Source organism: Rhizobium sp. 01N48 (genome assembly GCF_056399145.1).
The window spans coordinates 284,830-311,509 of sequence record NZ_JBFTQT010000003.1; the positions used below are offsets into that span (position 1 = coordinate 284,830).

The 26,680-nt window shown below is 60.6% G+C and carries 29 protein-coding genes; 8 read left to right on the forward strand and 21 right to left on the reverse strand.

Going from position 1 to position 26,680, the window contains the following annotated elements; translation table 11 throughout:
- Positions 1-5 precede the first annotated feature (5 nt).
- The 7 genes from flgG to flgF form a co-directional block, all read right to left on the reverse strand.
- The gene (gene flgG / locus AC1DOG_RS07765; protein WP_113009918.1) at positions 6-794 is read right to left on the reverse strand and encodes a flagellar basal-body rod protein FlgG; all 789 of its coding nucleotides are present in this window, start codon (positions 792-794) and stop codon (positions 6-8) included.
- A gap of 20 nt (positions 795-814) precedes the next feature.
- Complete coding sequence (gene fliE / locus AC1DOG_RS07770; RefSeq protein WP_113009917.1) at positions 815-1,141, reverse strand: flagellar hook-basal body complex protein FliE; 327 nt, start codon at positions 1,139-1,141, stop codon at positions 815-817.
- Positions 1,141-1,557 carry a flagellar basal body rod protein FlgC gene (flgC, locus tag AC1DOG_RS07775; RefSeq protein ID WP_113009916.1) on the reverse strand — a complete coding sequence of 139 codons (417 nt, stop codon included), beginning with the start codon at positions 1,555-1,557 and terminating at the stop codon, positions 1,141-1,143. The genes fliE and flgC overlap by 1 nt, the downstream gene beginning before the upstream one ends.
- 4 nt (positions 1,558-1,561) lie before the next feature.
- Positions 1,562-1,954, reverse strand: coding sequence for a flagellar basal body rod protein FlgB (flgB, locus tag AC1DOG_RS07780; protein WP_018898427.1), 393 nt, complete (start codon positions 1,952-1,954; stop codon positions 1,562-1,564).
- A gap of 168 nt (positions 1,955-2,122) precedes the next feature.
- Positions 2,123-2,668 carry a flagellar protein gene (locus tag AC1DOG_RS07785; protein ID WP_112942780.1) on the reverse strand — a complete coding sequence of 182 codons (546 nt, stop codon included), beginning with the start codon at positions 2,666-2,668 and terminating at the stop codon, positions 2,123-2,125.
- A 44-nt stretch (positions 2,669-2,712) separates the two neighbouring features.
- Positions 2,713-4,101 carry a flagellar protein export ATPase FliI gene (gene fliI / locus AC1DOG_RS07790; protein WP_112942781.1) on the reverse strand — a complete coding sequence of 463 codons (1,389 nt, stop codon included), beginning with the start codon at positions 4,099-4,101 and terminating at the stop codon, positions 2,713-2,715.
- Positions 4,102-4,117: 16 nt separating this feature from the next.
- Positions 4,118-4,852 carry a flagellar basal-body rod protein FlgF gene (flgF, locus tag AC1DOG_RS07795; RefSeq protein WP_113009914.1) on the reverse strand — a complete coding sequence of 245 codons (735 nt, stop codon included), beginning with the start codon at positions 4,850-4,852 and terminating at the stop codon, positions 4,118-4,120.
- A gap of 274 nt (positions 4,853-5,126) precedes the next feature.
- Between flgF and motA the strand changes: the two genes are divergently transcribed.
- The 6 genes from motA (at position 5,127) to AC1DOG_RS07825 (ending at position 10,297) form a co-directional block, all read left to right on the forward strand.
- A complete protein-coding gene (gene motA, locus AC1DOG_RS07800; protein ID WP_018898423.1) occupies positions 5,127-5,999 on the forward strand; it encodes a flagellar motor stator protein MotA in 873 nt (290 codons plus the stop codon).
- Positions 6,000-6,005: 6 nt separating this feature from the next.
- Complete coding sequence (locus tag AC1DOG_RS07805; protein ID WP_477927290.1) at positions 6,006-6,944, forward strand: FliM/FliN family flagellar motor switch protein; 939 nt, start codon at positions 6,006-6,008, stop codon at positions 6,942-6,944.
- Positions 6,945-7,006: 62 nt separating this feature from the next.
- Positions 7,007-7,576, forward strand: a complete 570-nt coding sequence (gene fliN, locus AC1DOG_RS07810) for a flagellar motor switch protein FliN (protein ID WP_477927291.1) — start codon at positions 7,007-7,009, stop codon at positions 7,574-7,576.
- Between the two features lie 29 nt (positions 7,577-7,605).
- Positions 7,606-8,646, forward strand: a complete 1,041-nt coding sequence (fliG, locus tag AC1DOG_RS07815; protein ID WP_018898420.1) for a flagellar motor switch protein FliG — start codon at positions 7,606-7,608, stop codon at positions 8,644-8,646.
- Between the two features lie 126 nt (positions 8,647-8,772).
- Positions 8,773-9,852: a flagellar biosynthesis protein FlhB gene (gene flhB / locus AC1DOG_RS07820; protein WP_113196477.1), complete on the forward strand. Its 1,080-nt coding sequence runs from the start codon at positions 8,773-8,775 to the stop codon at positions 9,850-9,852.
- Positions 9,853-9,856: 4 nt separating this feature from the next.
- Positions 9,857-10,297 carry a hypothetical protein gene (locus AC1DOG_RS07825; protein WP_112942786.1) on the forward strand — a complete coding sequence of 147 codons (441 nt, stop codon included), beginning with the start codon at positions 9,857-9,859 and terminating at the stop codon, positions 10,295-10,297.
- A gap of 21 nt (positions 10,298-10,318) precedes the next feature.
- Here the strand turns inward: AC1DOG_RS07825 and visR are convergent, their stop codons facing one another.
- The 13 genes from visR to AC1DOG_RS07890 all read right to left on the reverse strand — a co-directional run bounded on the left by visR (position 10,319) and on the right by AC1DOG_RS07890 (position 22,407).
- Positions 10,319-11,068, reverse strand: a complete 750-nt coding sequence (gene visR, locus AC1DOG_RS07830) for a transcriptional regulator VisR (RefSeq protein ID WP_477927292.1) — start codon at positions 11,066-11,068, stop codon at positions 10,319-10,321.
- Positions 11,069-11,081: 13 nt separating this feature from the next.
- On the reverse strand, positions 11,082-11,828 hold the full coding sequence (gene visN, locus AC1DOG_RS07835) for a transcriptional regulator VisN (protein WP_018898416.1): 747 nt from the start codon (positions 11,826-11,828) through the stop codon (positions 11,082-11,084).
- A 314-nt stretch (positions 11,829-12,142) separates the two neighbouring features.
- Complete coding sequence (gene fliF / locus AC1DOG_RS07840; protein WP_477927293.1) at positions 12,143-13,831, reverse strand: flagellar basal-body MS-ring/collar protein FliF; 1,689 nt, start codon at positions 13,829-13,831, stop codon at positions 12,143-12,145.
- Positions 13,832-14,046: 215 nt separating this feature from the next.
- Positions 14,047-14,439, reverse strand: a complete 393-nt coding sequence (cheT, locus tag AC1DOG_RS07845; RefSeq protein ID WP_018898414.1) for a chemotaxis protein CheT — start codon at positions 14,437-14,439, stop codon at positions 14,047-14,049.
- A 12-nt stretch (positions 14,440-14,451) separates the two neighbouring features.
- Positions 14,452-15,006: a chemoreceptor glutamine deamidase CheD gene (cheD, locus tag AC1DOG_RS07850; protein WP_112942790.1), complete on the reverse strand. Its 555-nt coding sequence runs from the start codon at positions 15,004-15,006 to the stop codon at positions 14,452-14,454.
- On the reverse strand, positions 15,003-15,392 hold the full coding sequence (locus AC1DOG_RS07855; protein ID WP_477927294.1) for a response regulator: 390 nt from the start codon (positions 15,390-15,392) through the stop codon (positions 15,003-15,005). The genes cheD and AC1DOG_RS07855 overlap by 4 nt, the downstream gene beginning before the upstream one ends.
- Positions 15,392-16,432 (reverse strand): protein-glutamate O-methylesterase CheB, encoded by a 1,041-nt coding sequence (cheB, locus tag AC1DOG_RS07860; RefSeq protein ID WP_018898411.1) that lies wholly within the window; start codon positions 16,430-16,432, stop codon positions 15,392-15,394. Before cheB ends, AC1DOG_RS07855 begins: the two co-directional genes overlap by 1 nt.
- On the reverse strand, positions 16,429-17,340 hold the full coding sequence (cheR, locus tag AC1DOG_RS07865; protein WP_477927295.1) for a protein-glutamate O-methyltransferase CheR: 912 nt from the start codon (positions 17,338-17,340) through the stop codon (positions 16,429-16,431). The genes cheB and cheR overlap by 4 nt, the downstream gene beginning before the upstream one ends.
- Complete coding sequence (locus AC1DOG_RS07870) at positions 17,337-17,804, reverse strand: chemotaxis protein CheW (protein WP_018898409.1); 468 nt, start codon at positions 17,802-17,804, stop codon at positions 17,337-17,339. The genes cheR and AC1DOG_RS07870 overlap by 4 nt, the downstream gene beginning before the upstream one ends.
- Positions 17,805-17,807: 3 nt before the next feature.
- Positions 17,808-20,054 (reverse strand): chemotaxis protein CheA, encoded by a 2,247-nt coding sequence (locus AC1DOG_RS07875; RefSeq protein ID WP_477927296.1) that lies wholly within the window; start codon positions 20,052-20,054, stop codon positions 17,808-17,810.
- Positions 20,055-20,071: 17 nt separating this feature from the next.
- Positions 20,072-20,437, reverse strand: a complete 366-nt coding sequence (gene cheY1, locus AC1DOG_RS07880; protein WP_018898407.1) for a chemotaxis response regulator CheY1 — start codon at positions 20,435-20,437, stop codon at positions 20,072-20,074.
- A gap of 2 nt (positions 20,438-20,439) precedes the next feature.
- On the reverse strand, positions 20,440-20,730 hold the full coding sequence (locus AC1DOG_RS07885; protein ID WP_477927297.1) for an STAS domain-containing protein: 291 nt from the start codon (positions 20,728-20,730) through the stop codon (positions 20,440-20,442).
- A 63-nt stretch (positions 20,731-20,793) separates the two neighbouring features.
- The gene (locus AC1DOG_RS07890) at positions 20,794-22,407 is read right to left on the reverse strand and encodes a globin-coupled sensor protein (protein WP_477927298.1); all 1,614 of its coding nucleotides are present in this window, start codon (positions 22,405-22,407) and stop codon (positions 20,794-20,796) included.
- A 644-nt stretch (positions 22,408-23,051) separates the two neighbouring features.
- On the opposite strand from AC1DOG_RS07890, the gene AC1DOG_RS07895 reads away from it, so the two are divergent.
- Positions 23,052-24,476, forward strand: a complete 1,425-nt coding sequence (locus AC1DOG_RS07895; protein ID WP_477927299.1) for an ArnT family glycosyltransferase — start codon at positions 23,052-23,054, stop codon at positions 24,474-24,476.
- A 4-nt stretch (positions 24,477-24,480) separates the two neighbouring features.
- Here the strand turns inward: AC1DOG_RS07895 and AC1DOG_RS07900 are convergent, their stop codons facing one another.
- Positions 24,481-24,786, reverse strand: a complete 306-nt coding sequence (locus AC1DOG_RS07900; RefSeq protein ID WP_047507358.1) for a helix-turn-helix domain-containing protein — start codon at positions 24,784-24,786, stop codon at positions 24,481-24,483.
- Between the two features lie 35 nt (positions 24,787-24,821).
- Here AC1DOG_RS07900 and ybaL point away from each other — a divergent pair, with 35 nt between their 5' ends.
- Positions 24,822-26,633, forward strand: coding sequence for a YbaL family putative K(+) efflux transporter (ybaL, locus tag AC1DOG_RS07905; protein WP_477927300.1), 1,812 nt, complete (start codon positions 24,822-24,824; stop codon positions 26,631-26,633).
- Positions 26,634-26,680: the final 47 nt, after the last annotated feature.

The following is a 26,680-nucleotide window of genomic DNA, read 5'->3' on the forward strand; positions in this document are numbered from 1 at the left end:
CCCTGTTACTTCAGGTTCTTGCTGACGATGGAGGCCATTTCGTCGGCGGTGGTGATGACTTTGGAGTTCATTTCGTAAGCGCGCTGCGCCGAGATCAGCTCGGTGATTTCCTTCACCGGGTCGACGTTGGACGATTCCAGGTAGCTCTGCTTGAGATAGCCGTAGCCCGGATCGTCAGGCGTGCCGACGACCGGCTGGCCGGAAGCGGGCGTTTCCTGGAAGAGGTTGTCGCCGAGCGGCTTCAGGCCCGCTTCGTTGACGAAGTCGGCGATCTGCATCTGTCCGAGAGTCGTGGGCGTTGTCTGGCCCGGCAACACCGCGGTGACTTCGCCGGAGCGGCTGATGGTAAGCTGCGTCGAACCGACCGGAATGGTGATGTTCGGCGCGACGGTGTAGCCGTCGACGGTGACGATCTGGCCGGTCTCGTTCTTGTTGAACGCGCCGGCGCGGGTGTAGAGCGTCGTGCCATCAGGCGCCTGGATCTGGAAGAAGCCACGGCCGATCAGCGCCACGTCGAGGTCATTGCCGGTCTGTGCCAGTTCGCCCTGGATGTGCAGGTTGCGAACGGCAGACGTCTGGACACCGAGACCGATGTTCGCACCCTCGGGCACGATCGCCTGGTTGGCGCGGTTGGAGACGCCCTGCGCGCGTTCTGTCTGGTAGAGCAGATCCGTGAACTCGGCGCGGGCGCGCTTGAAGCCTGTGGTGTTGATGTTCGCGATGTTGTTCGCGATGACCTCAAGGTTGGTCTGCTGGGCATCCATGCCCGTTGCTGCAATGGCAAGCGCTCTCATGGCTCAATCCTTAAAATCAACTACATCTGCATCTTGGTTACTTCGAGAAAGGCCGAAACGACCTTGTCTCGAATGGCAATGGCGGTCTGAAGGGTCTGCTGCGCCTGCATGACGGCATCGACGACTTCGCGCGTCGTGGCGGTGCCCTTGATGCCTTCGAAGGACATGTTTTCAGCGCCCTTGATCGAATTGACGGCGTTGGTGGCAGCGTTGCCGAGGACGGATGCGAAGCTGGCATCGTTGGTGGCGCTCTGCGCCGACGACGAGGCCTGGGACTTGCCGAGATCGACGCCGCTCAGATCGCGCGTGATCGACAGGGAGCTGAGGCTATTTACGCTGTTAATCATTATTGGCTCTTCAGAAGGTCGATGGTCGACGAGATCAGATCGCGGGACTGCTTGATGGTCTGCAGGTTGGCGTCGTAGGAGCGGTTTGCTTCACGCATGTCGGCCATTTCGACCAGCATGTTGACGTTGGGAAGCTTGACCACGCCCTTGGCGTCCGCGGCGGGATTGTTGGGGTCGAATTCGGTGCTGAACTTCGATTCATCGACGCCCAGCTTCTTGACGTTGACCGTCGTGACGCCGTTGGCGCGATCGACCGCTTCGCCGAAGGTAATCGTCTTGCGGCGGTAGGGATCAGCGCCGGGCGTGTCGCCCGTGGAGCGCGAGTTTGCGATATTTTCGGACACGATACGCAGGCGCGTCGATTGCGCCTCGAGACCCGAACCAGCGATTTTCATTGCTGCAGACAAAGGATCCATGATCTTAGCTCTTCACCGTCATAAGCATCATTCGGTTGAAAGACCCCACCAGCGAGGTGTTCAGCTCATACTGGCGCTTGATTTCGCCAGACTTGGAGAGCTCCTCGGCCAGACCGACCGTGTTGCCCGATTCCTGTACGCCCATCTCTTCATCCAGAGCGGCATCCTTGATGTCGATGTCGTTCTTGGTGCTGAGATCGTTGCCGCTCAGATGCGCGGCATTGGTCCGCGCCATGGCAACGTCCGAATGGTCGAGAACGGCCTGGAACGGCGTGATGTCCTTGGCGCGATACTTTGGCGTGTTGGCGTTCGCGATGTTGCCGGCAACGACTTCCTGACGAATCGTCAGCCATTCCGCCTGCCGCGAGGCCAAGTCGAACAGTTGAATCGGTTGCATGGAACTCTCCTTTTTACTGCCGTGAACCTAGGTGGGTAATCTTGCGTCAGACTTACGGAGAATGCGTTCTTGCTTCATAAGGGCGAGCTGGGATCGGCGGAGACGAAAAAGGCTCCACCGCAGGTGCGGAGGAGCCTTGGAAACCGGCATTTTCCGAGATTGGCTATGTCAGTAGACTTCGCCTTTGGACGTGATGATCACCCACTTGCCGTCGCGCTGCTCAAGCGTCGCGAGGCGGCTCTCATCCGGCAGGATCGAGCCCACGCGAACGACGTACATGCCCGATGTGTCCTCGATCAGCGCCCGGCCGTTGGCGACGTGCAGAAGGCGGAAGGCCGACTTTCCGGGGAACGGCTGATCTTCGGCGGGCGCGCCCTTGTTGTCTTCCTTGCCGATGGAGGAGACCGTCGCGGTCGTCAGCGGGTCGACGGGGACCTCCGGCTTTACTTCCGGCGGGTTTTTGTTGGCCATGGCCAGCGGTGAAACGCTGAAGACATTGCGCGCCGGCCAGTTCGGCAGGTCGCGCGTGCGGTCACCCTCGGCGACATTGATGCCGAACTTGTTTTCGTTGAAGAAGACGTACCACGGAAAGATCGCGGACGCGCCGGCGAGCAGCAGCCCGGTGATCGTGAGCACGCGATCGTTGAACGTCGACCTGCGACGGCCCTGTGGCTTCAGCGGCGGAATCTTTTCGTCATCGTCGAAATCGGTCACGTGTGGTCTTTCTATCTTCAAGCGTCGGCTATCGTCTAATTCGGCTATCTGCGTACCGGCTGGTTGCCGATGCCGGCGGCCGCCTTCAGGGCTCCCGCCAGATCGGCAAAGGAATCCGGGGATGGCTGATCGCCGGGGGATTGCTTCAGTACGTCGTAAATGACGGGCACCTGCTTGACCGCCATGTCGAGATCCGGATCGGCACCCTGCCGGTAACCGCCGATCAAGCGAAGGTCGCGGGTTTCCTCGTAACGGTGAACCAGAGCCTTGAGGCGCGAGACGAGCTTCTCCTGATCCGGCGTCCAGGCCTTGCGCGCCAGACGCGAGATCGATGCGAGCGGATCGATCGGCGGGTAGCGGCCTTCGTCTGCCAGGCTGCGTTGGAGCACGAGGTGGCCGTCGAGAATGCCGCGGGTGGAGTCGGCGATCGGATCGTTGTGATTGTCGCCATCGACGAGGATCGAGATGATGGCCGTGATGGTGCCGGTGCCCTCGGGGCCGGGGCCGGCGCGCTCGAGCAAGCGCGGCAGTTCGGTGAAGACGGATGCCGGATAGCCGCGCGCGATCGGCGGCTCGCCGGAGGCGGTCGCGACTTCGCGGATGGCATGCGCGAAACGCGTGACGCTATCGACGATCAGGAGCACGTTGTCGCCCTGGTCGCGGAAATGCTCGGCGATGGTGATCGCCGTCAGCGGCGCCATCTTGCGCAGCATCGGGCTTTCGTCGCTGGTCGCCACGACCACGACGGATTTCTGCATGTCGGCGCCGAGCGTATCCTCGATGAATTCGCGAACCTCGCGGCCACGTTCGCCAACCAGCGCGATCACGACCTTGTCGAATGCGTCCGCGCGCGCAAGCATGGAGAGCAGGGTCGATTTGCCGACGCCCGAGCCGGCGAAAATGCCGAGGCGCTGGCCGAGACACAGCGGCGAGAAGATGTCGATCGCGCGAACACCGGTCTTGAAACCCTTCTCGACACGCTGGCGTGTCATCGAGGGCGGCGCGGTGTTGGAGATCGAGCGACGCTTCAGTCCCTCGACAACTGGTCCCTTGCCATCGATCGGCTCGCAGAGCGAGCTGATGGTCCGGCCGCACCAGCTATCCGACGGCGCGATGCGGAAGGCGCCCTTGCGGATGACGGTGTCATGGATGCCGATCGGTTCGCCCGGCTCGATGGGGCAGACATAGGCAAGATCCGGCTCGACGCGAACGACCTCACCGAGATGCACGCCCGTTGAAGACTTGTGGGCGACGAACTCTCCCAAGCGCAGATGGCGCGAGAGGCCCGTGACCGTGTAGTGACCAGTCGCGATCGTCTGCACATGGCCGCCGGGCGCGATCATGAAATCGGGATTGGCGTAGCGTGCGGAAAGCGCTTCGAGATGGGTGAGCTTTTTGGAAAGCGCCGCCTCGGTCAGCTGTTCATTGCCCATGGATCAAACCTTCCGCTTAGCGGCTGCCGCCAAGCGTCTTGATGGCTTCGCCGAAGGAGGATTCGCTGTCCTTGGTGAGCGAAGTCATGCTTTCGAAGGCACGGTTGACCTCGATCAGCTGGGTGATTTCGCGCATCGCGTTGACGTTCGAATTTTCGAGATAGCCCTGCTGGACGCCGACATTGAAGCGGTCGGTCACGGCGGTCGGCGTCTGGGTGGTCATGATGCCGCTGTTTTCGTAGCGAAGATAACCCTTGGAGATATCGGCCTCGAAAAGGCCCAGCGAGGCGACCTGCCGATTGTTCTGGTAGATCATGCCGTCGGCGCCGACCTTCGGCTCGCCAGCGGCTCTGTCGAGCATGATCGGCCCGCCGCCGGTGTCGAGCACCGGATATCCGCGCACCGAGACCAGCTCACCGTTATCGGTCAGCGTGAAGCGGCCATCCTTGGTCAGAACCCGGCCGGCCGGCGTGTCGAGCGAGAACCAGGCATCGCCCTTGATCGCGAAATCGAGCATGTTGCCGGTGTGGTTCATTTCACCATTGTCGGCGGACAGGTAGTCGTTGCCCTGCGAAACATATGCGATCTTCGCGTTGAGCTTGTTATCGGTATCGCCGATCAGCTGATTGAACTTGACCTCGGTGCCACGAAAGCCAGTCGTGTTCACGTTCGCCAGGTTGTCCGCGATGGTGTCGAGACGACGCATAAGTGCCATCTGCGACGACAGAGAAACATAAAGACCGGATTGCATCGGGGTAGGCTCCTGGCATTGGCGATGAACGTTACGAAACCTGGGCGTTTGTCGTGTGTTCGACCCCGATTCCGCTGAGGCGGCATCTCAGACATGGGCATGGTGGCCCATTCGTCATCTGTAGATTGTCAGCAAATCCTTGCGCGAAGCTGGCATCGGAAATGCTTGGCAAAAAGCTTGCCGGAAAGCTTAATCGTCAAGGCGAGGATCAGCCTCACGCAAGCCAGCCCTCCTATCCCTTCGGTTGAAAATAACGATCAGGTTTGGACTGGCGATGAATATCATTATCGGATTTGTGATTGTCTGCGGCTGTATCGTCGGCAGCTTCATGGCCATGGGCGGTCACATCGACGCGCTCTGGCAGCCCTTCGAGCTCGTCATCATCGGCGGCGCCGGCATCGGCAGCTTCATCATGGCCAACCCGATGAAGGTCGTGAAAGACTCGGGCAAGGCGCTTGGGGAAGCCTTCAAGCATTCGGTTCCGAAAGAGCGTAACTATCTCGATACGCTCGGCGTTCTCTACTCGCTGATGCGCGACCTGCGCACGAAGTCGCGCAACGAGATTGAAGCTCACATCGACAATCCGGCTGAATCGTCGATCTTCCAGTCCGCGCCGACCATCCTGAAGAACAAGGAAATCACGGCGTTCATCTGTGACTACGTTCGCCTGATCATCATCGGCAACGCACGCAGCCACGAGATCGAGGCGCTGATGGACGAAGAGATCAACACGATCCTTCACGACAAGATGAAGCCCTACCACGCCATCCAGACTATGGGCGACGCCTTCCCGGCAATCGGTATCGTCGCGGCCGTTCTCGGCGTCATCAAGGCCATGGCGCACATCAACGATTCGCCTGAAGTTCTCGGTCACCTGATCGGCTCGGCGCTCGTCGGTACCTTCCTCGGCATTCTGCTTTCCTACTGCGTGTGCTCGCCGATCACCTCGCAGATCAAGATCGTGCGTTCGAAGCAGCACCGCCTCTACGTCATCGTCAAGCAGACGCTGCTTGCCTACATGAACGGCTCGGTTCCGCAGGTTGCTCTCGAATACGGCCGCAAGACGATCTCGGCCTACGAGCGTCCTTCGATCGACGCCGTCGAGCAGGAAATGATGAACCCCGGTGGTGAGAACAAGGCGGCCTAAACGGACATGAACGCTCTACTCCAGAAACCAGTGATGGATGACGCGCTGCTCGCGAAGCTGACAGGCAGGCTGGGCGACAAGGCGACGGTGGAAAAGCTCTGCGCCGCCTTCGGCGACGTCTACCGGGTGTTTCTCCCCGATGTCATCAAGAGCGAGACCGACCTCGACGTGCAGGTCAACTATCTCGGTTGCCACGCCGGCTACAAGCACGACCTCGTCGCCGATCTCGGAGACAGCGTCACGCTGGTCGATGGATCGCTTCGCAACTGGTCGCCGGACTTCACGCTTTCCTGCGGCAACGGCTTCGTCATCACGCTGATGGAGCACCTGCTTGGCGCATCGCCCGAGACCGTGGAGCAGCCGGCGGATCGCCTGCTCTCGATCATCGAGCTGGAGCTTGCCGTCACCGTGTTCGAGAAGATCGCCAACGTCCTGCGCTCGGCGGTCAACGCGCCTGGCGGGTTCGAGCCTAGCCTTGAGCCTCCGCACGCCGCCGAGACGCGGCCGAAGGCTCCCGACGACAAGCCGGATGAATTCGCCGCGGCGATCAACATGTCGATCACGCTTTCCGGCATCACATCGGAATTCTCGCTGATCGTTCCGCAGGCGGCGCTGTTGAAGACGACCGTGGTCGCGCCGCGCGCCAAGAACGCATCGGCAAACTCGGCTGAATGGACCGAGCAGATCAGCGAGCAGGTTCGTCGCTCGCAGGTGACGCTGGAAGCAAAGATCCATCTTCAGGAGCTGACGCTGCGCACCATCTCCAAGCTCGCGGCCGGCGACGTCATTCCCTTCCTCGACAGCGGCGACGTCCGCGTCGATGTCAGTGCCAACAGCAAAGAGCTTTACGTGTGTGAGTTGGGACGTTCGGGCGAGAATTATACCGTCCGGGTGAAGGATACGATCAACTCGGATGACGACCTCATCCGCTACTTAATGAATTAACGGATTTCGGCCCCTGCCCCTCAAGGCAGGTTGAGGCAAGTTTCAACTGGAATAGTGATTTCATGGCGACGAAAAAAACAAAGAGCACGGATCTCGAGCAACCAGGCAACGAAGCCGAGCTTGATCAGGCTATCGATGATCTGCGTGGCGTTCTGAAAACCGACGCGGAAGGCGGCATGCCCGACTTCGGCGGTGACGGTCTCGACGCGTTTGGTGGCGGCACCGATCTGTCTGCCTTCGGCGGCGATCTGGAAACCGGCACCGACACGGATTTTGGCGGCGGCGATTTCGGCGGCTCCACAGACTTCGGCGGCATGTCCGATTTCGGCGACACCTCGTCGACCCCTGGCGTCGCAGCCCCGCTCGGCAGCGCGATGCAGTCGAACATGGACCTGATCATGGACATCCCGATCGATGTTCAGATCATGCTCGGCAGCAGCCGCATGCAGGTCTCCGGCCTCATGAACCTCAACGAAGGCGCGACGATCGCGCTGGACAAGAAGATCGGCGAGCCGGTCGAAATCATGGTGAATGGCCGCAAGATCGCGCGCGGCGAGATCACCGTTCTCGAAAATGACGACACACGTTTTGGCGTAAAACTGATAGAAGTTTTAGGTACTAAGAAAGCCTGATCCCGCTGTAGGGACGGAGAGGTTAGACCATGATGGACTTTGACGATTTCGGCGGCGCTCTTGCCGAGAAACCGTTGACCCAGGCTGAGAAAGCAGCGGCCGTTCTCCTCGCGATGGGGAAAGGGGTTGCTGGCAGACTGTTGAAGTATTTCACGCAGGCCGAACTGCAGACGATTATCGGATCCGCGCAGGCTCTGCGCGCGATCCCGCCGGATGAGCTGCTCGGCCTCGTGGCCGAGTTCGAGGATCTGTTCACCGAAGGTGCAGGTCTGATGGACAACGCCAAGGCGATCGAAAGTATCCTCGAAGAAGGTCTGACGCCCGACGAAGTCGACAGCCTGCTTGGCCGCCGCACGGCGTTCCAGGCCTATGAAACCTCGATTTGGGACCGGCTGGGCGAAGGCGATCCCGCCTTCATCGGCAAGTTCCTGCTGCGCGAACACCCGCAGACGGTTGCCTACATCCTGTCCATGATGCCCTCTTCCTTCGGCGCCAAGGTGCTGATGCAGATTCCCGACGGCCGCCGCGCCGACATCATGAACCGTACCGTCAACCTGAAATCCGTCAGCCCGAAGGCGGCACAGATCATCGAAAAGCAGGTCATGACGCTGCTCGCCGAGATCGACGCCGAGAAGAACTCGATCGGCTCGACGAAGGTTGCCGAACTGATGAACGAGATGGACAAGCCGCAGGTCGATACCCTGCTCACGTCGCTCGAATCGATCAGCCGCGAATCGGTCAACAAGGTTCGTCCGAAGATCTTCCTCTTCGAAGACCTGATGATCATGCCGCAGCGCAGCCGCGTCATGCTTCTGAACGACATTTCCGCGGACATCCTGACCATGGCGCTGCGTGGCTCCTCGTCGGAGATGAAGGAAGCCGTTCTCGCCTCGATCAGCCCGCGTCAGCGCCGCATGATCGAATCCGACCTGCAGAGCGGTACCACGGGCATCAACCCCCGCGAGATCGCAATCGCACGCCGCGCCATCGCGCAGGAAGCGATTCGTCTGGCCAACTCCGGCCAGATCCAGCTCAAGGAAGGCGAAGCCGAGGGTGCGGCTGCCGCCTAAGCCGCTGTTACTGTGTACAGATAGGCCCGAGACGAACGACGCGATTGATCGCGGCATCCACGGGGACTACAAAAGCAAAGGTCGCGCGCTGGCGCGGCCTTTTCTTTTTGACTAGGAGTCGCGACCGTGGCGGACGACGACAAGGACAGTAAAACAGAAGCGCCTACCGCGAAAAAGCAAAGCGACGCGGCAGAGAAAGGTAATACCCCCTTCTCGCGCGAACTGCCCCTCTTCGCCACGGTTCTCGCCACCTACATCTATCTCATCTTCTTTCTGCCGAACGGGCTCAGCGTCGTCGGAGCATCGCTCAAGGATATTTTCGAGCAGCCGGACCAGTGGAAGATCGACACCGGCACTGACGTGCTGTCGCTCTTCGTCCATCTTGGCTGGGTGAGCGCGCAGCTGCTCGCGCCGGCGATGATTCTCTTCATGGTCTTCGGCGTTGCCGCTTCAATCGGCCAGAACCTGCCGGTGCCGGTTCTCGAGCGCATCAGGCCGCAATGGTCGCGCATATCGCCCGCCAAGGGCTGGTCGCGGCTCTTCAGTCTCCAGGGCCTCATCGAGTTCGGCAAGTCGCTGACGAAGATCGTCATCGTCGGCGTCGTGATGGTGCTCTTGCTGCGCAGCGACTACTTCGCATCGATCGATGCAATGTTCTCCGATCCGCGAACGATCTTCACCCGCATGATGTCGGCCATGCAGAAGATCACGCTGGTGGTCTTGATCGCGACCGCGCTGGTGGCGATCGTCGACTTCTTCTGGACGCGCTATCACTGGTACACCGAGCTGAAGATGTCGCGTCACGAAATCAAGGAAGAAAACAAGCAATCGCAGGGTGACCCCTTCGTGAAGGGCCGCCAGCGCGCGCTGATGCGCGACCGCGCAAGACGCCGCATGATCGCCAACGTGCCGCGTGCGACCATGGTCATCGCCAACCCGACCCACTTCGCGGTTGCCCTTCGCTATGTGCGCGAGGAAAACGACGCGCCTATCGTCGTTGCCAAGGGCCAGGACCTAATTGCGTTAAAAATCAGAGAGATCGCCGAGACGAACGGAATACCGGTTTTCGAAGATCCGCCGCTTGCGCGCTCCATGTTTGCGCAAGTCTCGGTGGATAGTGTCATCCCGTCAGTATTCTACAAGGCCGTCGCGGAGCTCATTCATCGGGTGTATGCGGCGCAGGCCAAGAACAACCGGGTAAGATAAACGAATGAAAAAATGCCCCTACTCAGCCCAGCGCGAGAAGATTCTTGCCGAAGCAATCAGCCCAGTCGCCACCGAGTTGCGGTTGCTTGATGCTTCGGACCTGATTTCGATCCTGCGATTTGAGTATTACGGCAATCTTTCAGACCTCGTTTCCTCAGCCGCCGAGATGTTCTTCCATCCCGGTACCGTCAATTTCGGCCATGGCGGCAGCTATACGCTGGAATGGGGTGGCAAACCGGAGGTCGTCATCGACCTGGAGATCAAGCCACGCGGCGTCACCGTCTACGCGCAGCTGACGCTCGCCGCCGAACATGCCGGCATCGAGATCAATCACATCGCTTTTGAGAACCCTTCGGCGAACCCGCACGAAAACACGGCGTTTCTCGAGCAGAGCCTCAATCAGGCGCGCTACAACGTACCGCCGCTTCAGGCGCTCGCGAGCTAACTATTCCGCAGAAAGAACGCCTCAGCTGATGTAGCCGAGCCGGATTGCCTTGGCGATCGCCTGGATACGGTTGACCGAATCCAGCTTGATCGTCGCCGAGCCGAGATAGGCGTTGACGGTGTGCACCGACAGGCCGAGCTTGTCGGCGATTTCTTCGCTGATGCGACCATCACCCGCGAGCTGCAGGCAGGCGATCTCGCGTTCGCTGAGTGCTTCGGCTGCGGCCACGCGACGCTCGTCGAGCGAGAGCAGGTCGATCATCACCTGGCAGGCGCGGCCGTGCAGTTCAACGACCATGTCGTTCGGCGGATCGAGATCATCGCCGGTGAAGATGACGAAGCCATTGCCGATCGCGCCGAGGCGAACGGGGAAAGCGAGGCCTGAGAACGGCACGAGGCCATCTGGAAGCCGCACGACGAAGGGCGCCATACCGATGGCGCCGGGGAAGCTGCGATCATGGCTGCCGGCCCAGGCGAGCGGCAGGAGCGACTTCTCGACATGCTCGATCAGCGCATCACCGTAAGCATCGACAAAGGCCTTGTGCAGCGAAGCGTTGGCCGAACCCCAATTCTCCAGCTCGCAGATCAGGCGCTGCTTGGCAGGCAGGCCGGAGCCCGACAAACGATAGACCGCAAAGTTCTGCGCGTCGGCAAGCTTCTGCATGGCGACGAGGCGTGGGAAAAGATCGGATCGACTGCTGACCCTGTTGGCGCGCGTGGAGCGCGAGATGGTGTCGGAGCTGCTGATCGACCGGCCCGATGCATATGCCATGAGCGCGTCCTCCTTACACCAGGTTGTTTCTGACAGCGAAGGCGATGGCTTCGGAACGTGTCTTCGTCGCCGTCTTGCGCATGACGCTGGTGATGTAGTTGTTGATCGTATTTCGCGAGATACCGAGGATCATCGCGATTTCGTCGCTGGTCTTGCCTTCGGCGATCCAGAATAGACACTCGAGTTCGCGATCGGTCAGTTCGAAGTCGCGGTCCGATTTGGTGCCGCTATACTGCAGCAGGCTCGTGTAATAGGCCGTCAGCAGGCCGACATCCCTGAGGCGCTCCTGAGAGAGGATGAAGCCATCATCGAACAGGAACATTAGCGCCAGGCGCGAGCGCCCGATATTGAACATCAGCGAGCAGTACTGGCGGCTTGCGCCATCGGGAACGTCAGCCGTGTCTGGCAAGACAGCGAAGTGCGGCTGGAAGAGCTGCATGCACTTCTCAAGCTCGGTCGCGCGACCGAAACCGCCCACGAATGCTTCGGCGAGATTGGTGACAAGGTCGAAAGGCCAATCGGACGAGACCACGAAATCGAGGCCGGCTTCCTGCAAGAGATCCGCGCGTGCCAGGAGATAGTGCGAAGCCCCCACGTAATCGGTCAGGATGCGCAGCCCTGGCTGCAACCTTCCCGTGCCCGCTATCTCACACAGCTGGGCAATGAGTTCCGAGCGCGATGACAGGTTGGTCGCAGCAATCCCGACGAAGTTCCCTGTCCTCGTTTCGCTCTTGAGAGCTTGCAATATATGCATGTCCATTGGCAATTCCTGAGGCTGAGAACTTATCACGAAAAAAGCTTGATCACGTCTGTCAGCAACGAAATGCACCTTCTCCGCGAATCATCCAAAAGGTACGTCAATGAGAGCAAACCACCATCTCCGAGTTCTGGGGATTTACTTTCGTTACGAACTGTGCGCCGATTCGCACAAGGAATTCATCTCTTAGAAGTTATAGCAAGCTAAGATGATTCGAGGCCATATGGCAATACGATTCGCGTCAAACGCGAGTCATGCACCGTTTTCGTGTTTCCGATGTGCCAAAAAAGATAAGGGCCGGTTTCCCGGCCCTTTTGTTATGCGGCGTTGTCGACCGCCCATTTCCTGAGGATTTTCGCTGCGCGTTCCTCGTTGATCTCGACCATTCGGGCGAGCTTGCGCTCCGGCCCTTCCTTGACGCGGCGATTGAAGCTGCCGTCGTCGTCGCCGAGGCTGAGGAGATCTTCGGTGCTGTCGAAGCCGAAGTCCGAACCGAAGCCATCCATGAGAGCCCCGCCGCCTGCGTCGCCTGCCGGTGCGAAGTCCGGAAGTTCGAGGCCGGCGCTTTCGATCGAGGTGTCGCCAGCGATTGCGGCACCGCCACCGGTCATGCTGCGGACCATCGGACGGACACCCATCCAGATGACCAGGAAGGCGACAACCACGAAGGCGAGCGAGTTGATGATGCCGGCGAGGTTGCGGCTCAGCATGTCCATGACGCGGACGCCGGAACCGGTTTCCTCGAGAAGCTGGTTTTCGAGGAAGTCCATGGCCGTGACGGTGACCACGTCGCCGCGATCGGTGCGGATACCGGCAGCCGAAGCGACGATCTTCTGCATTTCAGCGAGATAGGCGTCGATCTTCGTTTGGTCGGCAGGTTCGCCGACCATCTTTGCGATGCGACCCTTGTTGACGACAACCGCGATCGAGAGCTTCTCGACCTTGTAGCTGTTACGCGTTGTCGCCGTGGTCTTGCTGTTGATCTCGTAGTTGGTCTGCTCTTCCTTCTTGTCGGACTTGTCCTGCGAGGCAGGACCGTTCGAGCCACCGCTTGGAGGAGCAGCCTGCGGAACGTTCTGCTGGACCGTGGCGGCGTTGTCGTTCGACGTCTGCTGGGACTGAGCCGCTTCCTTGGTCGTGCGGATGGAGCGTTCGACCTTGGATTCCGGATCGTACACGGTTTCCTGGATCTGCTGCGCGTCCGTGTTCAGGTCGGCGGTAACGCTGGAGCGGAAGTTGTCCATGCCGAGGAAGGGGGCGAGCGCCTTGTCGATGTTGGATTCGACTTCATCCTGGACGTTCTGGACGATACCGAGCGAGCGGTTGAGATTGCTGTTGCTGGCTTCGTCGCCAGAGGCGAGCAGCTGGCCAGCGGAATCGAGAATGGTCACATCACCGACATCAAGCCCCGGCACGGCCGAGGCGACAAGGTGACGGATAGAGCTTGCCGCGGCGCGGCCGGTCGAGGCACTCGCTCGAAGCATGACGGATGCCGTTGGCTTCTGCTCGGCACGGCGGAAATTGCCGACCTCGGGCATGACGATGTGCACGCGCGCAGCCGATACGCCAGAGATCGATTGGATCGTGCGGCCAATCTCACCTTCCAGCGCGCGAACGCGGGTCACTTCCTGCATGAAGGAGGTCAGGCCGAGCGAGCCGACCTTGTCGAAGAGTTCGTAGCCAGCGTTGTTGCTGTTGGGCAGGCCCTTTTCGGYGAGCAGCAGACGCGACTTGCCGGTCATGCCGGCGGGCACTGTGATGCTCGAACCGTCGGAACCGACCTGGAATGCAATATTGGCTTCGGCAAGCGCAATGCTGATCTGGTTCAGATCGGACGAATCAAGCCCGACATAAAGCGTTTCCTGAGCAGGTTTGTTAACGAATAGAGCGGCGCCGAGAATGAGCGCCACGGAAACAACCCCGATGCCGGCCAACGCCAGCAGGCGATTCCGCCCAAGGGAACTAAAGTTCCTAATAATCGGAACTAATTGATTTAACAGATTCATTCTGTTCTCGCACGATCTTTACAGACAAAGCAGGCCTATCGCCTAATTTGACCTATAGAAGCCGAAACTTGTGCGAGCGTTTCGTATTGACGTTTAAGTAAGAATGCCGGCTAGAGCGTGCAGCGATCCTTCGGATTTGCGCGCCACGCTTCAAGCCATTGTTTTGTCGCGTGTCGGCATCGCAAACCGCTGCACGCTTTTGCGCGCGACATGCTCTAGAAGAAATCGAAGTCGCCGGCTGCCTTGTTGATCGGCTGGGAGTGACCATGGCGCATGCCGCCACCGCCCAGTGCGCGCTGCATTTCGCTGAGCTTCACGAGGCTGAGCGCCGTTGCGACGTCGACCATCCACTCATTGGAGATCTCGCCGGTGATCGTGTCGATGAATTCGGCTATGCCGCGTGCCTTCTGCACGGCAAGGTCGATGCCTTGCAGCACCTTCATGCTCTCGGGTGCGTTCAGCAAATTTTCGCCACCGATCTCAAGAAGCTGCGGTTCGATCCGTTCGATCAGATAGGCGACGTCGTGCAGTTCGGACACGACCCGCATCAGGATATCGGGCAGAGCTTCGACCGGCGACGGCTGCTCCGCCTGTGCATTCACGTTCATTAGGACCTCGGCTCAGAAGAATTCGATACTGGTTTCAACTGGCTTCTGCGGGGCAACCGGACGCTGTTCAAGCGCGACGGTCTTCTGCGTTTCGGCACCTGTGAGCGGATACTGTCGAGCGCGACCGGACACCGGCCAGAACTCGAGCTTGCGCCCGTGATCACCGCCGGTGCTGGAACCGACGATGGGGATGCCTTCATCCTTCAGAAACTGCGTGGCAAAAGCGGCATTTTGTTCCCCGACATTCGAGAATGTCGAGATCGTCTTCGCTCCTCCGAAGATCTTGGCTTCCAGGCGGTCGCGGCGCGCGCCCTGCTTCAAGAGACCGTTGATCAGCAGTTCCATGAGATGCACGCCATAGCGCGTGGCATCTCCCCCCGTCATGGGCGTCGTGGCGTTGCCCGGCAGAAGGAAGTGGTTCATCCCCCCCACGCCGGCCACAGGATCCCGTAGGCATGCAGCCACGCACGAGCCAAGAATGGTCGTCAAGACCGCGTTCGGATCATTCAGGACCTTCCATTCGCCCTGAATGATATGAACACGGCGGGCCGCAACCTCGACTGTCATTTCAGCGCTCCAAATACGGCTTCAATCGCCGCCTTCATCTTTTCGATGGTGAAGGGCTTGGCCAGAACGTTGTTGGCGCCGAGGGCCGCCGCCTTGGTGACCAGCGCGCGGTCGCCCTGCGCGGTCAGGATGATGAAGGCTGYCTTCTTCGTCGTCGGATTGCTGCGAACGGCCTGCAGGAAGCCGAGGCCGTCCATGTTGGGCATGTTGAAGTCCGAGATGACCAGGTGGTGCGGCTGCTGGGCCATGATCTTCATGCCCTGCACGCCATCGCCGGCGGAGGTGATCTGCTTGAAGCCGAGCTGGGTCAGCGCGTCGCTGAGCAGCAGGCGGCTGGTGACCTGATCGTCGACGATCAGAACTTTGATTTTCTCTGCGAGTGACATTAGTCAGTTCCTTCCTTACGGGCGGTCATCTTCAAGATTTCCTCGCCAATGGCATTAAGCGGCAGCTGCTGTTCGACAGCGCCGAGTTCGAAAGCTACCCGCGGCATCCCGTAGACCACCGAGGTCTTTTCGTTCTGTCCGAGGGTACGGGCGCCTGCATGGCGCATTTTCAGGAGACCAGCGGCGCCGTCGCGACCCATTCCGGTCAGGATCACGCCGACAGCATTGCGACCCGCAAGCTCGGCGACGGAATCAAAGAGAACATCCACAGAGGGACGGTGACCATTGACCGGCTCGCGCTCGAGAAGACGGCAGCAGGGTGCGGATGGATTGACCACCTGCAGATGCCGCTCGCCGCCGGGGGCCAGATAGATCTTGCCGATTTCCAGTCGCGCGCCATCCGTTGCTTCCTGCACGACAGGTGCACACAGGCGGTTCAGCCGCTCCGCGAAGCTCTTGGTGAAGGTCGACGGCATGTGCTGCGTGATCACGGTCGGCGGGCAATTGGCCGGAAACTTCTGCAACACGGCAATCAACGCTTCCACGCCACCGGTCGACGAGCCGATCGCGACCACCTTGCGGCCGACGCGATAATCGGCAACCGCGGGCGGCGGCGCGACGGGCTGCGGCGCCATAACGGGACGGCGCTGCGAACGGGCGGCGGCCTTCACCTTTTCGGCGAGATCGGCGAAGGGGCGCATGTCGCCCGGCTGCGGCTTGCTCACGCAATCGAACGCGCCGATCTCCAATGCTGCCAGCGTCGCGTTGGTGCCGCGATGCGTCAGCGTCGACACCATGATGACGGGCATCGGGCGCAGACGCATGATTTTTTCGAGGAAATCGAGGCCGTTCATGTTCGGCATCTCGATATCGAGCGTCACGACATCGGGATTGAGCTTCTTGATCGCCTCGCGCGCTTCCATGGCGTCGCCGGCCTGGCCGATGACATCGACGTCAGGATCGGACTGCAGCACGGCGGTGATGAGACCGCGCATGGTGGGAGAATCGTCAACAACGAGAACACGTGCCGCCATGCTCATCCCTTCCTCCCAAGGCCCTTGGTCGTATAGCGGTACGTGGTGATACCGATATTGTCGAAGACATGCTTTGAATCGCCGGACACCCGCTCGGAATGGCCGATGTAGAGATGACCGCCTTCGGGCATGAGCTCGGCGAAGCGCGACCAGATTTTCATCTGCGTCGGTTCGTCGAAATAGATCACGACGTTGCGGCAGAAGATGACGTCGAACTTTCCCTTGAACGGCCACTGGGCCATCAGGTTGAGCTCGTTATAGGTGATCAGCCGCTTGACGCGGTCATCGACCTGAAACTTGCGGCGCCCGTCGATATTGACTTCGCTGAACCACTGCTTGCGCATGGCGGGCGAAACGGTTTCGAGCGCGCTTTCGTCGTAAGCGCCGGCGCGAGCGATGGCGAGGATCTTCGGATCGATGTCGGTCGCGAGGATCTTGAAATCGTAGTCGGCGACATTCGGCATCATCGACAGCACGGTGAGTGCGATCGAATAGGGCTCCTGGCCATCCGACGAGGCGGCCGACCAGATGCGAACGCGACCGCCCGACCTGGCGCGCTGCAACAGCTCCGGCAGCACGTGGTCGCGCATATGCTCGAAGTGATGGTTTTCACGGAAGAAGCGTGTGAAATTGGTCGTCAGATGCGACAGCATTTCGCGGCGCGGCACAGCACCCGCCTGCGAAGACACCAGCGAACAGTATTCGCGGAAGCCGGAGAGGCCGAGATTGCGAATGTGCTTGGAAAGACGCGAATAGACCAGCGATGCCTTGGTCTCGTTGAGGAAGATACCCGCATCCGAGTAGATCATCGCGGCGATTTCCGTGAGGTCACGGCGCGTCAGCGGGTATTCGCCGCTCGCCAGAACCTCATCGGGGCTCCCCGGTCTTACATCTTTTGCACTCAAGACACTCATGCCGCTTCGCTTTCCGCGTCAGGGAATATGGCTTCCAGTTCCAACAGGCAGATCAGACGTTTTTCGATCGCCATGATCCCGCGCGCGAACTGACGCTGCAGTTCGGACGCGATCTCGGGCGTTGGCTGTACGTTGTCTTCACTAACAGTCAGTATATCCGACACCGCATCTACAAGCAGACCAACTACTTTTCGGTGAACTTGGGCCACAATAATGACATGGCGCTGCGTCGGCTCGGTCGGCTTCATGCCGAGACGGGCCGAGAGATCGATGATCGGCAGCACGGCGCCACGCAGGTTGATGACCCCTTTCATGTAGGAAGGCGAGTGCGGCATGGCCGTTGCCGGCGTCCAGCCGCGGATCTCGCGAACCGACATGACATTGACGCAAAACTCCTGATCGCCGACGCGGAACGCGATCAGCTCGCGGTGCCCTTCGCTCAGATTTTTCACGATATAGGACATGATTTAACCCGCCGCCGCCAAAGATACTTCCTGTCTCAGCGCCTGGCCGCGCGAAGCGCCCACGACTGCATCGACATCGAGAATGAGCGCGACGCGACCGTCGCCCAGGATGGTTGCCGCGGCAATGCCCGGAACGTGGGTGTAGTTCGCCTCGAGGCTCTTGATGACGACCTGACGCTGACCCTGGATGGCATCGACCATCAGCGCGCGCTGACCGCCGCCTTCGGATTCGACGAGCAGGGCAACACCTTCGACCGGATTGGCCTGGGTGGCGCGGAAGTTCAGGATGCGACCGACATCGACCAGCGGGCAGAAGGAGTTGCGGATCGAGATCAGGCGATGGCTGGCGCCGAAGGAGTGGATGGCGGACGCCTCCGGCTGCAGCGTTTCGACGATTGCCGTCAGCGGAACCACCAGCGTCTGGCCGGCGACCGTGACCACCATGCCGTCGAGAACGGCGAGCGTCAGCGGCAGGCTCATGGTGAAGACGGAGCCCTGGCCCGGCCGCGAGGTGATGCTGATGCGACCACCGAGCGCCTGGATCGAACGCTTGACGACGTCCATGCCGACGCCGCGACCGGAGATGTCCGAGATCTGGTCCGCGGTCGAGAAGCCCGGCGCGAAGATCAGGTTGTCGATCTCCTCGTCGGACAGGTTGGCGTCCGGCGAGATCAGGTCATTGTCGATTGCCTTCTGCTTGACGCGTTCGCGGTTGATGCCGCCGCCGTCGTCCTGCAGTTCGATCAGGATACGGCCCGAACGATGCTTCGCGGTGAGCTTGATCGTACCCTCGGGATCCTTGCCGGCGGCAGTGCGCTTTTCAGGGCTTTCGATGCCATGGTCGACGGCATTGCGGATCATGTGCGTCAGCGGCTCGGCAATCTTGTCGATAACCGTCTTGTCGACTTCGGTGTTTTCACCTTCGGTGACGAGGCGGATCGACTTGCCGACCATGTCGGCGACTTCGCGGACGATACGCGACATGCGCTGGAAGACCGGCTTCACCGGCTGCGCGCGGATCGCCATGACCGAATCCTGGATCTCGCGGGTGAGCTGCTGCAGCTCCTCGAGGCCCATATTGATCGAGGATGTGCCGGTCGTGTCGTTTTCGATGACGCTCTGGGAGAGCATCGCCTGGTTGATGACGAGCTCGCCGACGAGGTTGATCAGGCGATCGACGCGATCGAGATCGACGCGGATGGTCTGGCCGGCGCTGTTGGCGGCGGCATTGTTCTGGGCGGCGGCGGCAGCGGCTGTATTGGCGGCAGCGGCCGATTCCTTCTTTTCAACGCGGGCGGCGGCGGACGCGATCTGCGTCACGTTCGAAGCCGTTTCGGCAGCAGCGACGGCTGCGGCGGCATCGCTCTTTTCAGCAACCGGAGCATCGGGACCGTCATCCAGCGCCGATAGGTCGAAGGGTACCGGCACCATCGGCAATTCCTCGGCCGGAGCGGCTTCGGTTTCGGCGGCAACCGTGGTGATCGTCAGTTCGCAATCCCACTCGGCAAATTCGAAGACCGCGCGGATCGCGTCTTCGCCCTTGTCGGTCTTGAGCGTGATGTTCCAGTAGAAATAGGCGGCTTCGGGATCGAGCTCGTCGAGGCCCGGCAGCGCGTCCATGTTGCAATAGATGCTCATCTCGCCGAGGCGGCTGAGGTCGCGCAGCAGGAGCGTCGCGTCGTTGCCCTTGGAATAGAGCTCGAAGCGCGGCTTGAAGGTGATCTCGAAGGTCTCGTCGTCGCTGAAGTCGTCGAACGAGAACGGGATCGGCTCGAAGCCGCTCTCGTCGGTCGGCTTGACGGGTGCTGCGGCAACCGGTGCCGGAGCGGCTGCAGGCGCTTCGGAAGCGGCTGACGGCGATGGGAGTTCGCCGTTGGCAAGCGCTTCCAGCTCCTTGACGAGGCCGCGGCTGCGGCTTTCGTCGACGCTGCCGCCGTCACGGGCGGCATTCGTCAGGTCCGCGAGCACGTCGGCCGACTTGAGCATGACCTTCAGGACGTCCTGGGTCGGCTCTAGCTTGTTGGAACGAACGCAATCAAGTGTGGTCTCGAACACATGGGCGAAAGCGACGAGATCGTCCAGACCAAAGGCGCCGGCGCCGCCCTTGATCGAGTGAACGGCGCGAAATACCGCGTTGACGGTTTCCGGATCACGATCGCCATCATTCATTTTCAGAAGACCGGATTCCAGTTCCGCGAGCTGTTCCTCGCATTCCTGGAAAAAGATCTCTTTGATTTCGTTCATATCCATAAAAGAAATTCCTGAGTTTAAGCGGTTACGCGCTCAATGGCATCGATCAGCTTGGCAGGGTCGAAAGGCTTGACGATCCAGCCGGTGGCGCCGGCCTGGCGTGCACGATTCTTCTTCTCGGCGTCGCTTTCGGTCGTCAGGACCAGGATCGGAATGGCGCGGTACTTGTCGTTGCGGCGAACGCCTTCGATGAAGCCGAAGCCATCGAGACGCGGCATGTTGATGTCGGTGACGATGACGTCGGGGTGCGATGTCTCCAGAACCTCTAGACCTTCGACGCCGTCTTCCGCCTGGATCGTCTCGAAGCCCGCATTGTTGAGCGTCACGAGAAGCATGTTACGGATCGTCCGTGAATCATCCACGGTCAGCACTCTTTTCTTCATTACTAAATCTCCTTGGCGAGCAGCGGGTGAACATCCACACCGATCAGCTGCATGGTTTTTTGAAACGCGTCCGAAACCTTGATGAAGGTGAACGCATGCTTGTCTTGATCCCAGGTCTTGGCGGCGGACATCAGCACCTGCGCACCGAGGGCGCCGACGCGCTCGACGGCCGATGCGTCGATCGACACGGCGCTGCCGCGCATCGACAGAAACTTGTCGCGCAGGGCGGCGGCTTCGTTGAGGTCAATGGTCGCCGCCAGGTTCAGCGTCTTCCCACTCTTTTTTGCTGCCATCAGACTTTTCCTATCTGCTGATTGGCGCCCAACGAATGTGAGCCACCATCATAATTCAGTGCTTCAGTAAGCATTTCGTCCGCCTCCGAGACTTGCGAGCGGAGGGTTGAAATCCAATGCCGCGTCGACTTCCTCGACAACCCGGCGGGCTGGCTGGACATCGACGGCGCGAACAGGGCGACGCTCGGCTGCCTCGGCGCGATTGCGGGCGATGCGAAACTCGCGAACCGTGCGGCCAAGCTCGACGATGACGGTGTGGAGATCGTCGGCGCCGTCGGCCGAATGCGATGCGGCGTCGGCGCTTTCTGCGACGCGTGCGCCAAGGCCCTTGACGTCGGTGGTGACCGCGTCGAGCACGGAGGCGTTGTCGCTGGTCTGGCTGGCGACCGAGGCGATGGCGGCGTTGATATCGGTGACCTGGCGGACGATGCTGCCGATCGAATCCTGCGTACGGCCAACCATCTGCACGCCGGCATCGACCTGCGACTTGGTGGTGGTGACCAGCGTCTTGATTTCGCGGGCGGCATCGGCCGAGCGCTGCGCCAGCGCGCGGACTTCCTGCGCGACAACAGCAAAACCACGGCCGGAATCACCGGCGCGAGCGGCTTCGATGCCGGCGTTAAGCGCCAGCAGGTTGGTCTGGAAGGCGATTTCGTCGATGGCGCCGATGATCTGGCCGATGCGCTCGGCGGACTGCTCGATATCGGCCATGGCGGAGATGGCGCGGCCAACGACCTCGCCGCTTGCTTCGGCTGCCGCGCGCGTCGATGCGGCGGCATCTTCAGCCGCGCGACTGCCTGCGACGCTGCGACGCACGTTTTCAGAGAGATCGGCGAGCGTGACAGCCGAGGCCAGCAGCTGCTCGGCGTGACCAGAGGCGTGGCCGGAAAGATTGCGGGCGGACTGGCCAAGCACCTGCACCGATGCCTCGGCCTTCAAGGTGCGTTCGCTGATCGCGCCGAATTCTGTCTGCAATGCTTCCAGCGCGCCGTTCAGCGCCAGGGCGACATCATTGTGCGGGCCATCCTCGGTGACGACGGCGCGGGCGGTCAGGTCGCGGGCAGCGAGGCCTTCGATGACGTCGGAGAATACGCGGGCGACCTCGGCCTTGTCGCTGTTTCGCTGATCGGCGATCTGACGTTGCTGCGAGGCACGCAGGGAATTGAAGCGCAGCGACACGGCGATCTCGACATCGACCATCACCACGCGGATGAGCGCGGTCATGAGATCGGCGATTTCGCGCTTGCGGCGCTTGACGCTTGGCAAAATAGAGGAGCCGGCGAGCTCATCGGCGAGGCCGGCAATGACATGCTCGAGGACGACGCCGTGGCCGGCGACATGCCAGCGAGGGTCCAGGCCCATCTTGCTTTCGGAATCCGACAGGACCTTGACGCGCTCGGCGTAGAGGCTGTCGAAACGGGCATCGGTCAGCACGTCCCAGTGCGACGTCTGCAGATCATGAAGCCGATCGACCTGGCGCTCGCTCTCGAAATTGCGGGCGGCATCGGGGAAAGACTGGAAACGCTGGAAGAGATCGCGAAGGCCTGAGGTCAGGTGCTGCTGGAGCGCCGGGCGGTAGCGCCGCACCATCTCGCATTGCTCGGCATCGAGGCCGGCAAAGCGCAGGCGGTCACGCAGGCTGCCCGCCTGTGCTCCACGATCCTGATCCGATGGCATATTCTGCCCCACGCCTGTCCCCAACCAATGCCCGGGCATATCGCCCGAAGAGAAATCAAGCCTCCTGACACCAACACGGATGCGTGCGGACCTGACGCGGGCTAACGCCGGCGGTCGGACCTGTCGCGATCAATGCGGACTATCTTAGAGCTACTTGAGAGATCGATACCGGATTAAGCCGGTACGGCGGTTCGGCGTCATGCCTGCTAGGAACGCTAAAATTTTCCCATTCCGACGTGTATTGCAATGTTTATGGTTAATTCCTTGCCTGAAGGTTAATACCCATTTTATGAATGTGGGCTTTCGGAGCAACGCGAATAACCATCTATGAAATACTGGCGTAGCGTTGCGCGGCTGCTACAAGTTCGAAGCAAGCTTCGTGTTATATCCCCGCCAAATCACGACATGACGTCATAGGGATTGAGCAATGATTGTTCTGGGTTTGGGTGCATGTTTTCTTGCTGTGTCTGTTCTCACAGCCGTCGCACTTCTCGACCGTATTGAAGCGGGCCGTGTCGCCATGCCTCTGCGGGTGCTTTGAATTCCCGTCATAAAACAACAGTAATGGACGTGTTTAATCACTGAGCCGGCGAAGTGTTGCGCTTTGGCCGACGATGGTTTGTCCAGTTACGGAAATCAGACGCATGTCCTCACGCCTCGGTATCCTCATCATTATCGGCGTGACGCTTTGGCGCATCGTCACCTTGCACTTCGACACGACGGATCTGTTCGTCGATGAGGCGCAATACTGGTTCTGGTCGCAGAATCTCGACTTCGGCTATTATTCGAAGCCGCCGATGATCGCCTGGGTGATCCGCGCGATGACCGAACTTTCTGGATCGACCGCGATCTTCTGGATCAGGCTGTGCGGTCCCCTCGTGCACATGGCGACCGCTTTCGTGCTGATGAAGATTGCCAAGCGCTTCGTCAGCCCCGAGATCGAGGGTTGGACGGGGGTCACCTACATCACGCTGCCCGGCGTCGCTCTGTCTTCCGTCTTCTTCTCGACCGACGTCATCCTGCTCTTCTTCCTGGCTGTCGCGCTGTTTGCCTATTTCGGCCTGACCCGCCAGCGCTCGATCGCACTGGCGCTATTGATGGGCGTGGCCTTCGGCTGTGCGTTTCTATCCAAGTACGCGATCCTGTTCGTCGTACCCGGCGGCCTGATCGCCTTGCTGCTTCTGCCGATGGCGCGGATCGGATGGCGCGACTTCTTGATTTCGGCCGCGACGGCCGTCGTGGTGGCGGCGCCGAACCTCTGGTGGAACGCCACCCATGACGCCACGACGATCAAGCACACGACCAGCATCGCCCACTGGAGCGGGTTGAACCTCAATATCGGGCACGGGATCGAGTTTTTCGCCGCGCAGTTCGGCGTTGTTGGCCCGATCGTGTTCTTCGCAATCCTCTGGGCGGTCTATCGAGCTTTGAGAGGGCAAGGCAGCCCGATCGAAAAATTGCTGATCTGGCTTTCCGTGCCTGTCGTACTCCTGATCACCTTCCAGGCACTGATCGCCAAGGCTTATGCCAACTGGGCGGTGACGGCTTATGTCGCCGGCACGATCCTCGCCGTCTGGCTGCTTCATCGCGTCTGGCCCAAGGGGCTGCGCGTGTCGTTCGCCATCAATGGCACGGCCAGCCTGCTCTTTCCGCTCGCCGCCATCTTCGCGCACGAGCTGGTGCTGCCGAATGGGAACGAGGTGATGAAGCGTTATCTCGGCCGCAGCGCCGTCAGCCGCGAAGCCGGCGATCTGGCGCGGCAGGCGGGTACCGCGATCATCGTCAGCGACAGCCGCGATATCCTGGCGGACATGTACCATACGCTCAGAAACGAACCCTTGAAGATCTATGCGCGGCCGCCGGCGGAAGCGCCCGACAACTATTATGAGCAGACCTTTGCGCTGCCCAATAATGTCAGCGACGACGTGTTGTTCGTCACCACGCAGCCCTTCGAGTGCGCGGAGACACCACAGACCATCAAATCATGGCAGCCGAGCGAAGGTTATTATCGCGGAAATATGATCTATGCCTACAAGGTGAAGGCCAGCTGCCTGGCAGCGGCGAAGTAGCGTATCATTCGCTTGCGGGCCGCAGGCAGATGCAGGTGCCCTTGCCTTCGACCTCGATGAAGGCAACGCCGCCATTTTCGAAGGCCAGCCGCAGTTGCGCTTCGGTGGCGCGGTGCAGCTCGTGGTGCTTGCCTTCATAGTCGCGGATCGTGCTGCGGGAGACGGCGGCATGGTCGGCAAGGTCGACCTGCGTCCAATCCAGCAGACCCCTTGCCGCACGGCACAAAGCGGGGGTGAGAATTGTTTCCTTCGCGCCTTGACCCATAATGTCAAACCACCCATATTGGTTGATATTAGCCATATATGTCATAATTTAATCAGGATTTCCAGTCGGGGAGACCGCTTATGCCGCACGATACACCTTTGATTTCGACAATCGTCGGGGGTCTGGTGCTTGCGTTCATCCTCGGTGCCTTCGCCAACCGGCTGAAACTGCCGCCCCTGGTCGGCTATCTCATCGCCGGCATTCTGGTGGGACCGCATACTCCGGGCTACGTGGCGGACCAGAACCTCGCGCCCGAGCTTGCCGAGATCGGCGTCATCCTGCTGATGTTCGGCGTCGGCCTGCATTTCTCCCTGAAAGACCTTCTCTCCGTGCGCGGGATCGCAGTGCCGGGCGCCATCGTGCAGATCGGCTTCGCCACCCTGCTCGGCTGGGGATTGGGCGCGCTGATGGGTTGGCCGACGGGCGGGAGCCTAGTCTTCGGGCTCGCTCTTTCCGTCGCGTCGACCGTCGTGCTCCTGAAGGCTTTGCAGGAGCGGCGGCTCGTCGAGACGGAACGGGGCAAGATCGCGGTCGGCTGGCTGATCGTCGAAGACCTCGCCATGGTGCTGGCGCTCGTCCTCATTCCGGCAGCGGCCAGCATCGGCAGCGGCCACGGAACCGTCGAGCCGCTGTCGGCGGCGGTGAACCGCATATTCGGCCTCGACATGGGCATCGGCGGCATCATCGGCATGACGCTGGTCAAGGTGGCGCTCTTCGTCGGCGTGATGCTGGTTTTCGGCCGGCGCGTCATTCCCTGGACGATGCACCGCATCGCCCACACCGGCTCTCGCGAACTGTTCCGCCTCGGCGTCCTGGCGATCGCGCTCGGCGTCGCCTTCGGCGCATCGAAGCTGTTCGGCGTGTCGCTGGCGCTCGGCGCCTTCTTCGCGGGCATGGTTCTCGCCGAAAGCGAGCTCAGCCATCGGGCGGCGCAGGAAAGCCTGCCGCTTCGCGACGCTTTCGCGGTGTTGTTCTTCGTTTCCGTCGGCATGCTGTTTGATCCGAACATCCTGATCGAAAAGCCGATCCCGCTGATCGCCACCATTTTCATCATCGTCATCGGCAAGTCGGTCGCCGCCTTCCTCATCGTGCAGCTGTTCCGCAAGCCCGTGGGAACGGCGCTGACCATTTCGGCAAGCCTGGGTCAGATCGGTGAATTCTCCTTCATTCTCGCCGCTCTCGGCGTCGACCTCGGACTGCTGCCGGACGAAGGCCGCGACCTGATCCTCGCCGGCGCCATCATATCGATCATCCTCAACCCGCTCCTCTTCTATGCCTGCGACAAGCTGCGGCCACTGCTGGAGCCCAAGCGCGACGAGCCCCAACCCGAACCGGCCACGGAGACCACGACCGAAGTGGTGGAAGAGCCGCCGGTCGTGGCGGACGAAGTGCATGCGACAAAGCTTTCCGGCCATTCCATTCTCGTCGGCTATGGCCGGGTCGGCAGCATTGTCGGGCAGAACCTGAAATCCTCGGGCACGCCCTTTCTCGTCATCGAGGATTCCGACCACCGGATCGCGGCACTTCGCGAGCAAGGCATTGAAGTGATCGGTGGTAACGCCGTCACACGCGAGGTGCTCGATCTCGCCAACCTCAAGGGCGCGCGAAGCCTGGTCATCGCCATTCCCAACGCATTCGAGGCTTGCCGCGTGGCCGAACAGGGGCGTGAGGTCAATCCCGGCGTGCTGATCGTGGCGCGTGCGCATTCGGATGCCGAGGTCGAGGAACTCAGGCAATATGGCGCTGATACCGTCATCATGGGCGAGCGCGAAATCGCCATGGGCATGCTTGACCGTCTCTCTCAAGTGCATCATGACAGTTCACCCTATGAAGTCGAGACCGAGGCTGGTATAAGCGCGGCCGAGGAAACGCCTTCTCCCGAGAAGCAATGAGAGAACTTTGCGCCGTTGAGCCGGTTCGAGATTGAAAATCCGCAGGA

Bases quoted from the DNA above. Each gene is read 5' to 3' on its own strand.
- fliG (WP_018898420.1), top strand. From the start codon at position 7,606: ATGATGGACTTTGACGATTTCGGCGGCGCTCTTGCCGAGAAACCGTTG.
- cheB (WP_018898411.1), bottom strand. From the start codon at position 16,432: ATGAGCATGGCGGCACGTGTTCTCGTTGTTGACGATTCTCCCACCATG.
- flgG (WP_113009918.1), bottom strand. From the start codon at position 794: ATGAGAGCGCTTGCCATTGCAGCAACGGGCATGGATGCCCAGCAGACC.
- AC1DOG_RS07870 (WP_018898409.1), bottom strand. From the start codon at position 17,804: ATGTCCTATATCGTGAAAAATCTGAGCGAAGGGCACCGCGAGCTGATC.
- cheR (WP_477927295.1), bottom strand. From the start codon at position 17,340: ATGAGTGTCTTGAGTGCAAAAGATGTAAGACCGGGGAGCCCCGATGAG.
- fliE (WP_113009917.1), bottom strand. From the start codon at position 1,141: ATGATTAACAGCGTAAATAGCCTCAGCTCCCTGTCGATCACGCGCGAT.
- ybaL (WP_477927300.1), top strand. From the start codon at position 24,822: ATGCCGCACGATACACCTTTGATTTCGACAATCGTCGGGGGTCTGGTG.
- AC1DOG_RS07895 (WP_477927299.1), top strand. From the start codon at position 23,052: ATGTCCTCACGCCTCGGTATCCTCATCATTATCGGCGTGACGCTTTGG.
- fliI (WP_112942781.1), bottom strand. From the start codon at position 4,101: ATGGGCAATGAACAGCTGACCGAGGCGGCGCTTTCCAAAAAGCTCACC.
- flgC (WP_113009916.1), bottom strand. From the start codon at position 1,557: ATGGATCCTTTGTCTGCAGCAATGAAAATCGCTGGTTCGGGTCTCGAG.
- AC1DOG_RS07900 (WP_047507358.1), bottom strand. From the start codon at position 24,786: ATGACATATATGGCTAATATCAACCAATATGGGTGGTTTGACATTATG.
- cheY1 (WP_018898407.1), bottom strand. From the start codon at position 20,437: ATGAAGAAAAGAGTGCTGACCGTGGATGATTCACGGACGATCCGTAAC.
- visN (WP_018898416.1), bottom strand. From the start codon at position 11,828: ATGGACATGCATATATTGCAAGCTCTCAAGAGCGAAACGAGGACAGGG.
- AC1DOG_RS07805 (WP_477927290.1), top strand. From the start codon at position 6,006: ATGAACGCTCTACTCCAGAAACCAGTGATGGATGACGCGCTGCTCGCG.
- AC1DOG_RS07875 (WP_477927296.1), bottom strand. From the start codon at position 20,054: ATGGATATGAACGAAATCAAAGAGATCTTTTTCCAGGAATGCGAGGAA.
- flgF (WP_113009914.1), bottom strand. From the start codon at position 4,852: ATGCAATCCGGTCTTTATGTTTCTCTGTCGTCGCAGATGGCACTTATG.
- fliN (WP_477927291.1), top strand. From the start codon at position 7,007: ATGGCGACGAAAAAAACAAAGAGCACGGATCTCGAGCAACCAGGCAAC.
- cheD (WP_112942790.1), bottom strand. From the start codon at position 15,006: ATGACAGTCGAGGTTGCGGCCCGCCGTGTTCATATCATTCAGGGCGAA.
- AC1DOG_RS07890 (WP_477927298.1), bottom strand. From the start codon at position 22,407: ATGCCATCGGATCAGGATCGTGGAGCACAGGCGGGCAGCCTGCGTGAC.
- cheT (WP_018898414.1), bottom strand. From the start codon at position 14,439: ATGAACGTGAATGCACAGGCGGAGCAGCCGTCGCCGGTCGAAGCTCTG.
- motA (WP_018898423.1), top strand. From the start codon at position 5,127: ATGAATATCATTATCGGATTTGTGATTGTCTGCGGCTGTATCGTCGGC.
- flgB (WP_018898427.1), bottom strand. From the start codon at position 1,954: ATGCAACCGATTCAACTGTTCGACTTGGCCTCGCGGCAGGCGGAATGG.
- AC1DOG_RS07885 (WP_477927297.1), bottom strand. From the start codon at position 20,730: ATGGCAGCAAAAAAGAGTGGGAAGACGCTGAACCTGGCGGCGACCATT.
- visR (WP_477927292.1), bottom strand. From the start codon at position 11,068: ATGGCATATGCATCGGGCCGGTCGATCAGCAGCTCCGACACCATCTCG.
- AC1DOG_RS07825 (WP_112942786.1), top strand. From the start codon at position 9,857: ATGAAAAAATGCCCCTACTCAGCCCAGCGCGAGAAGATTCTTGCCGAA.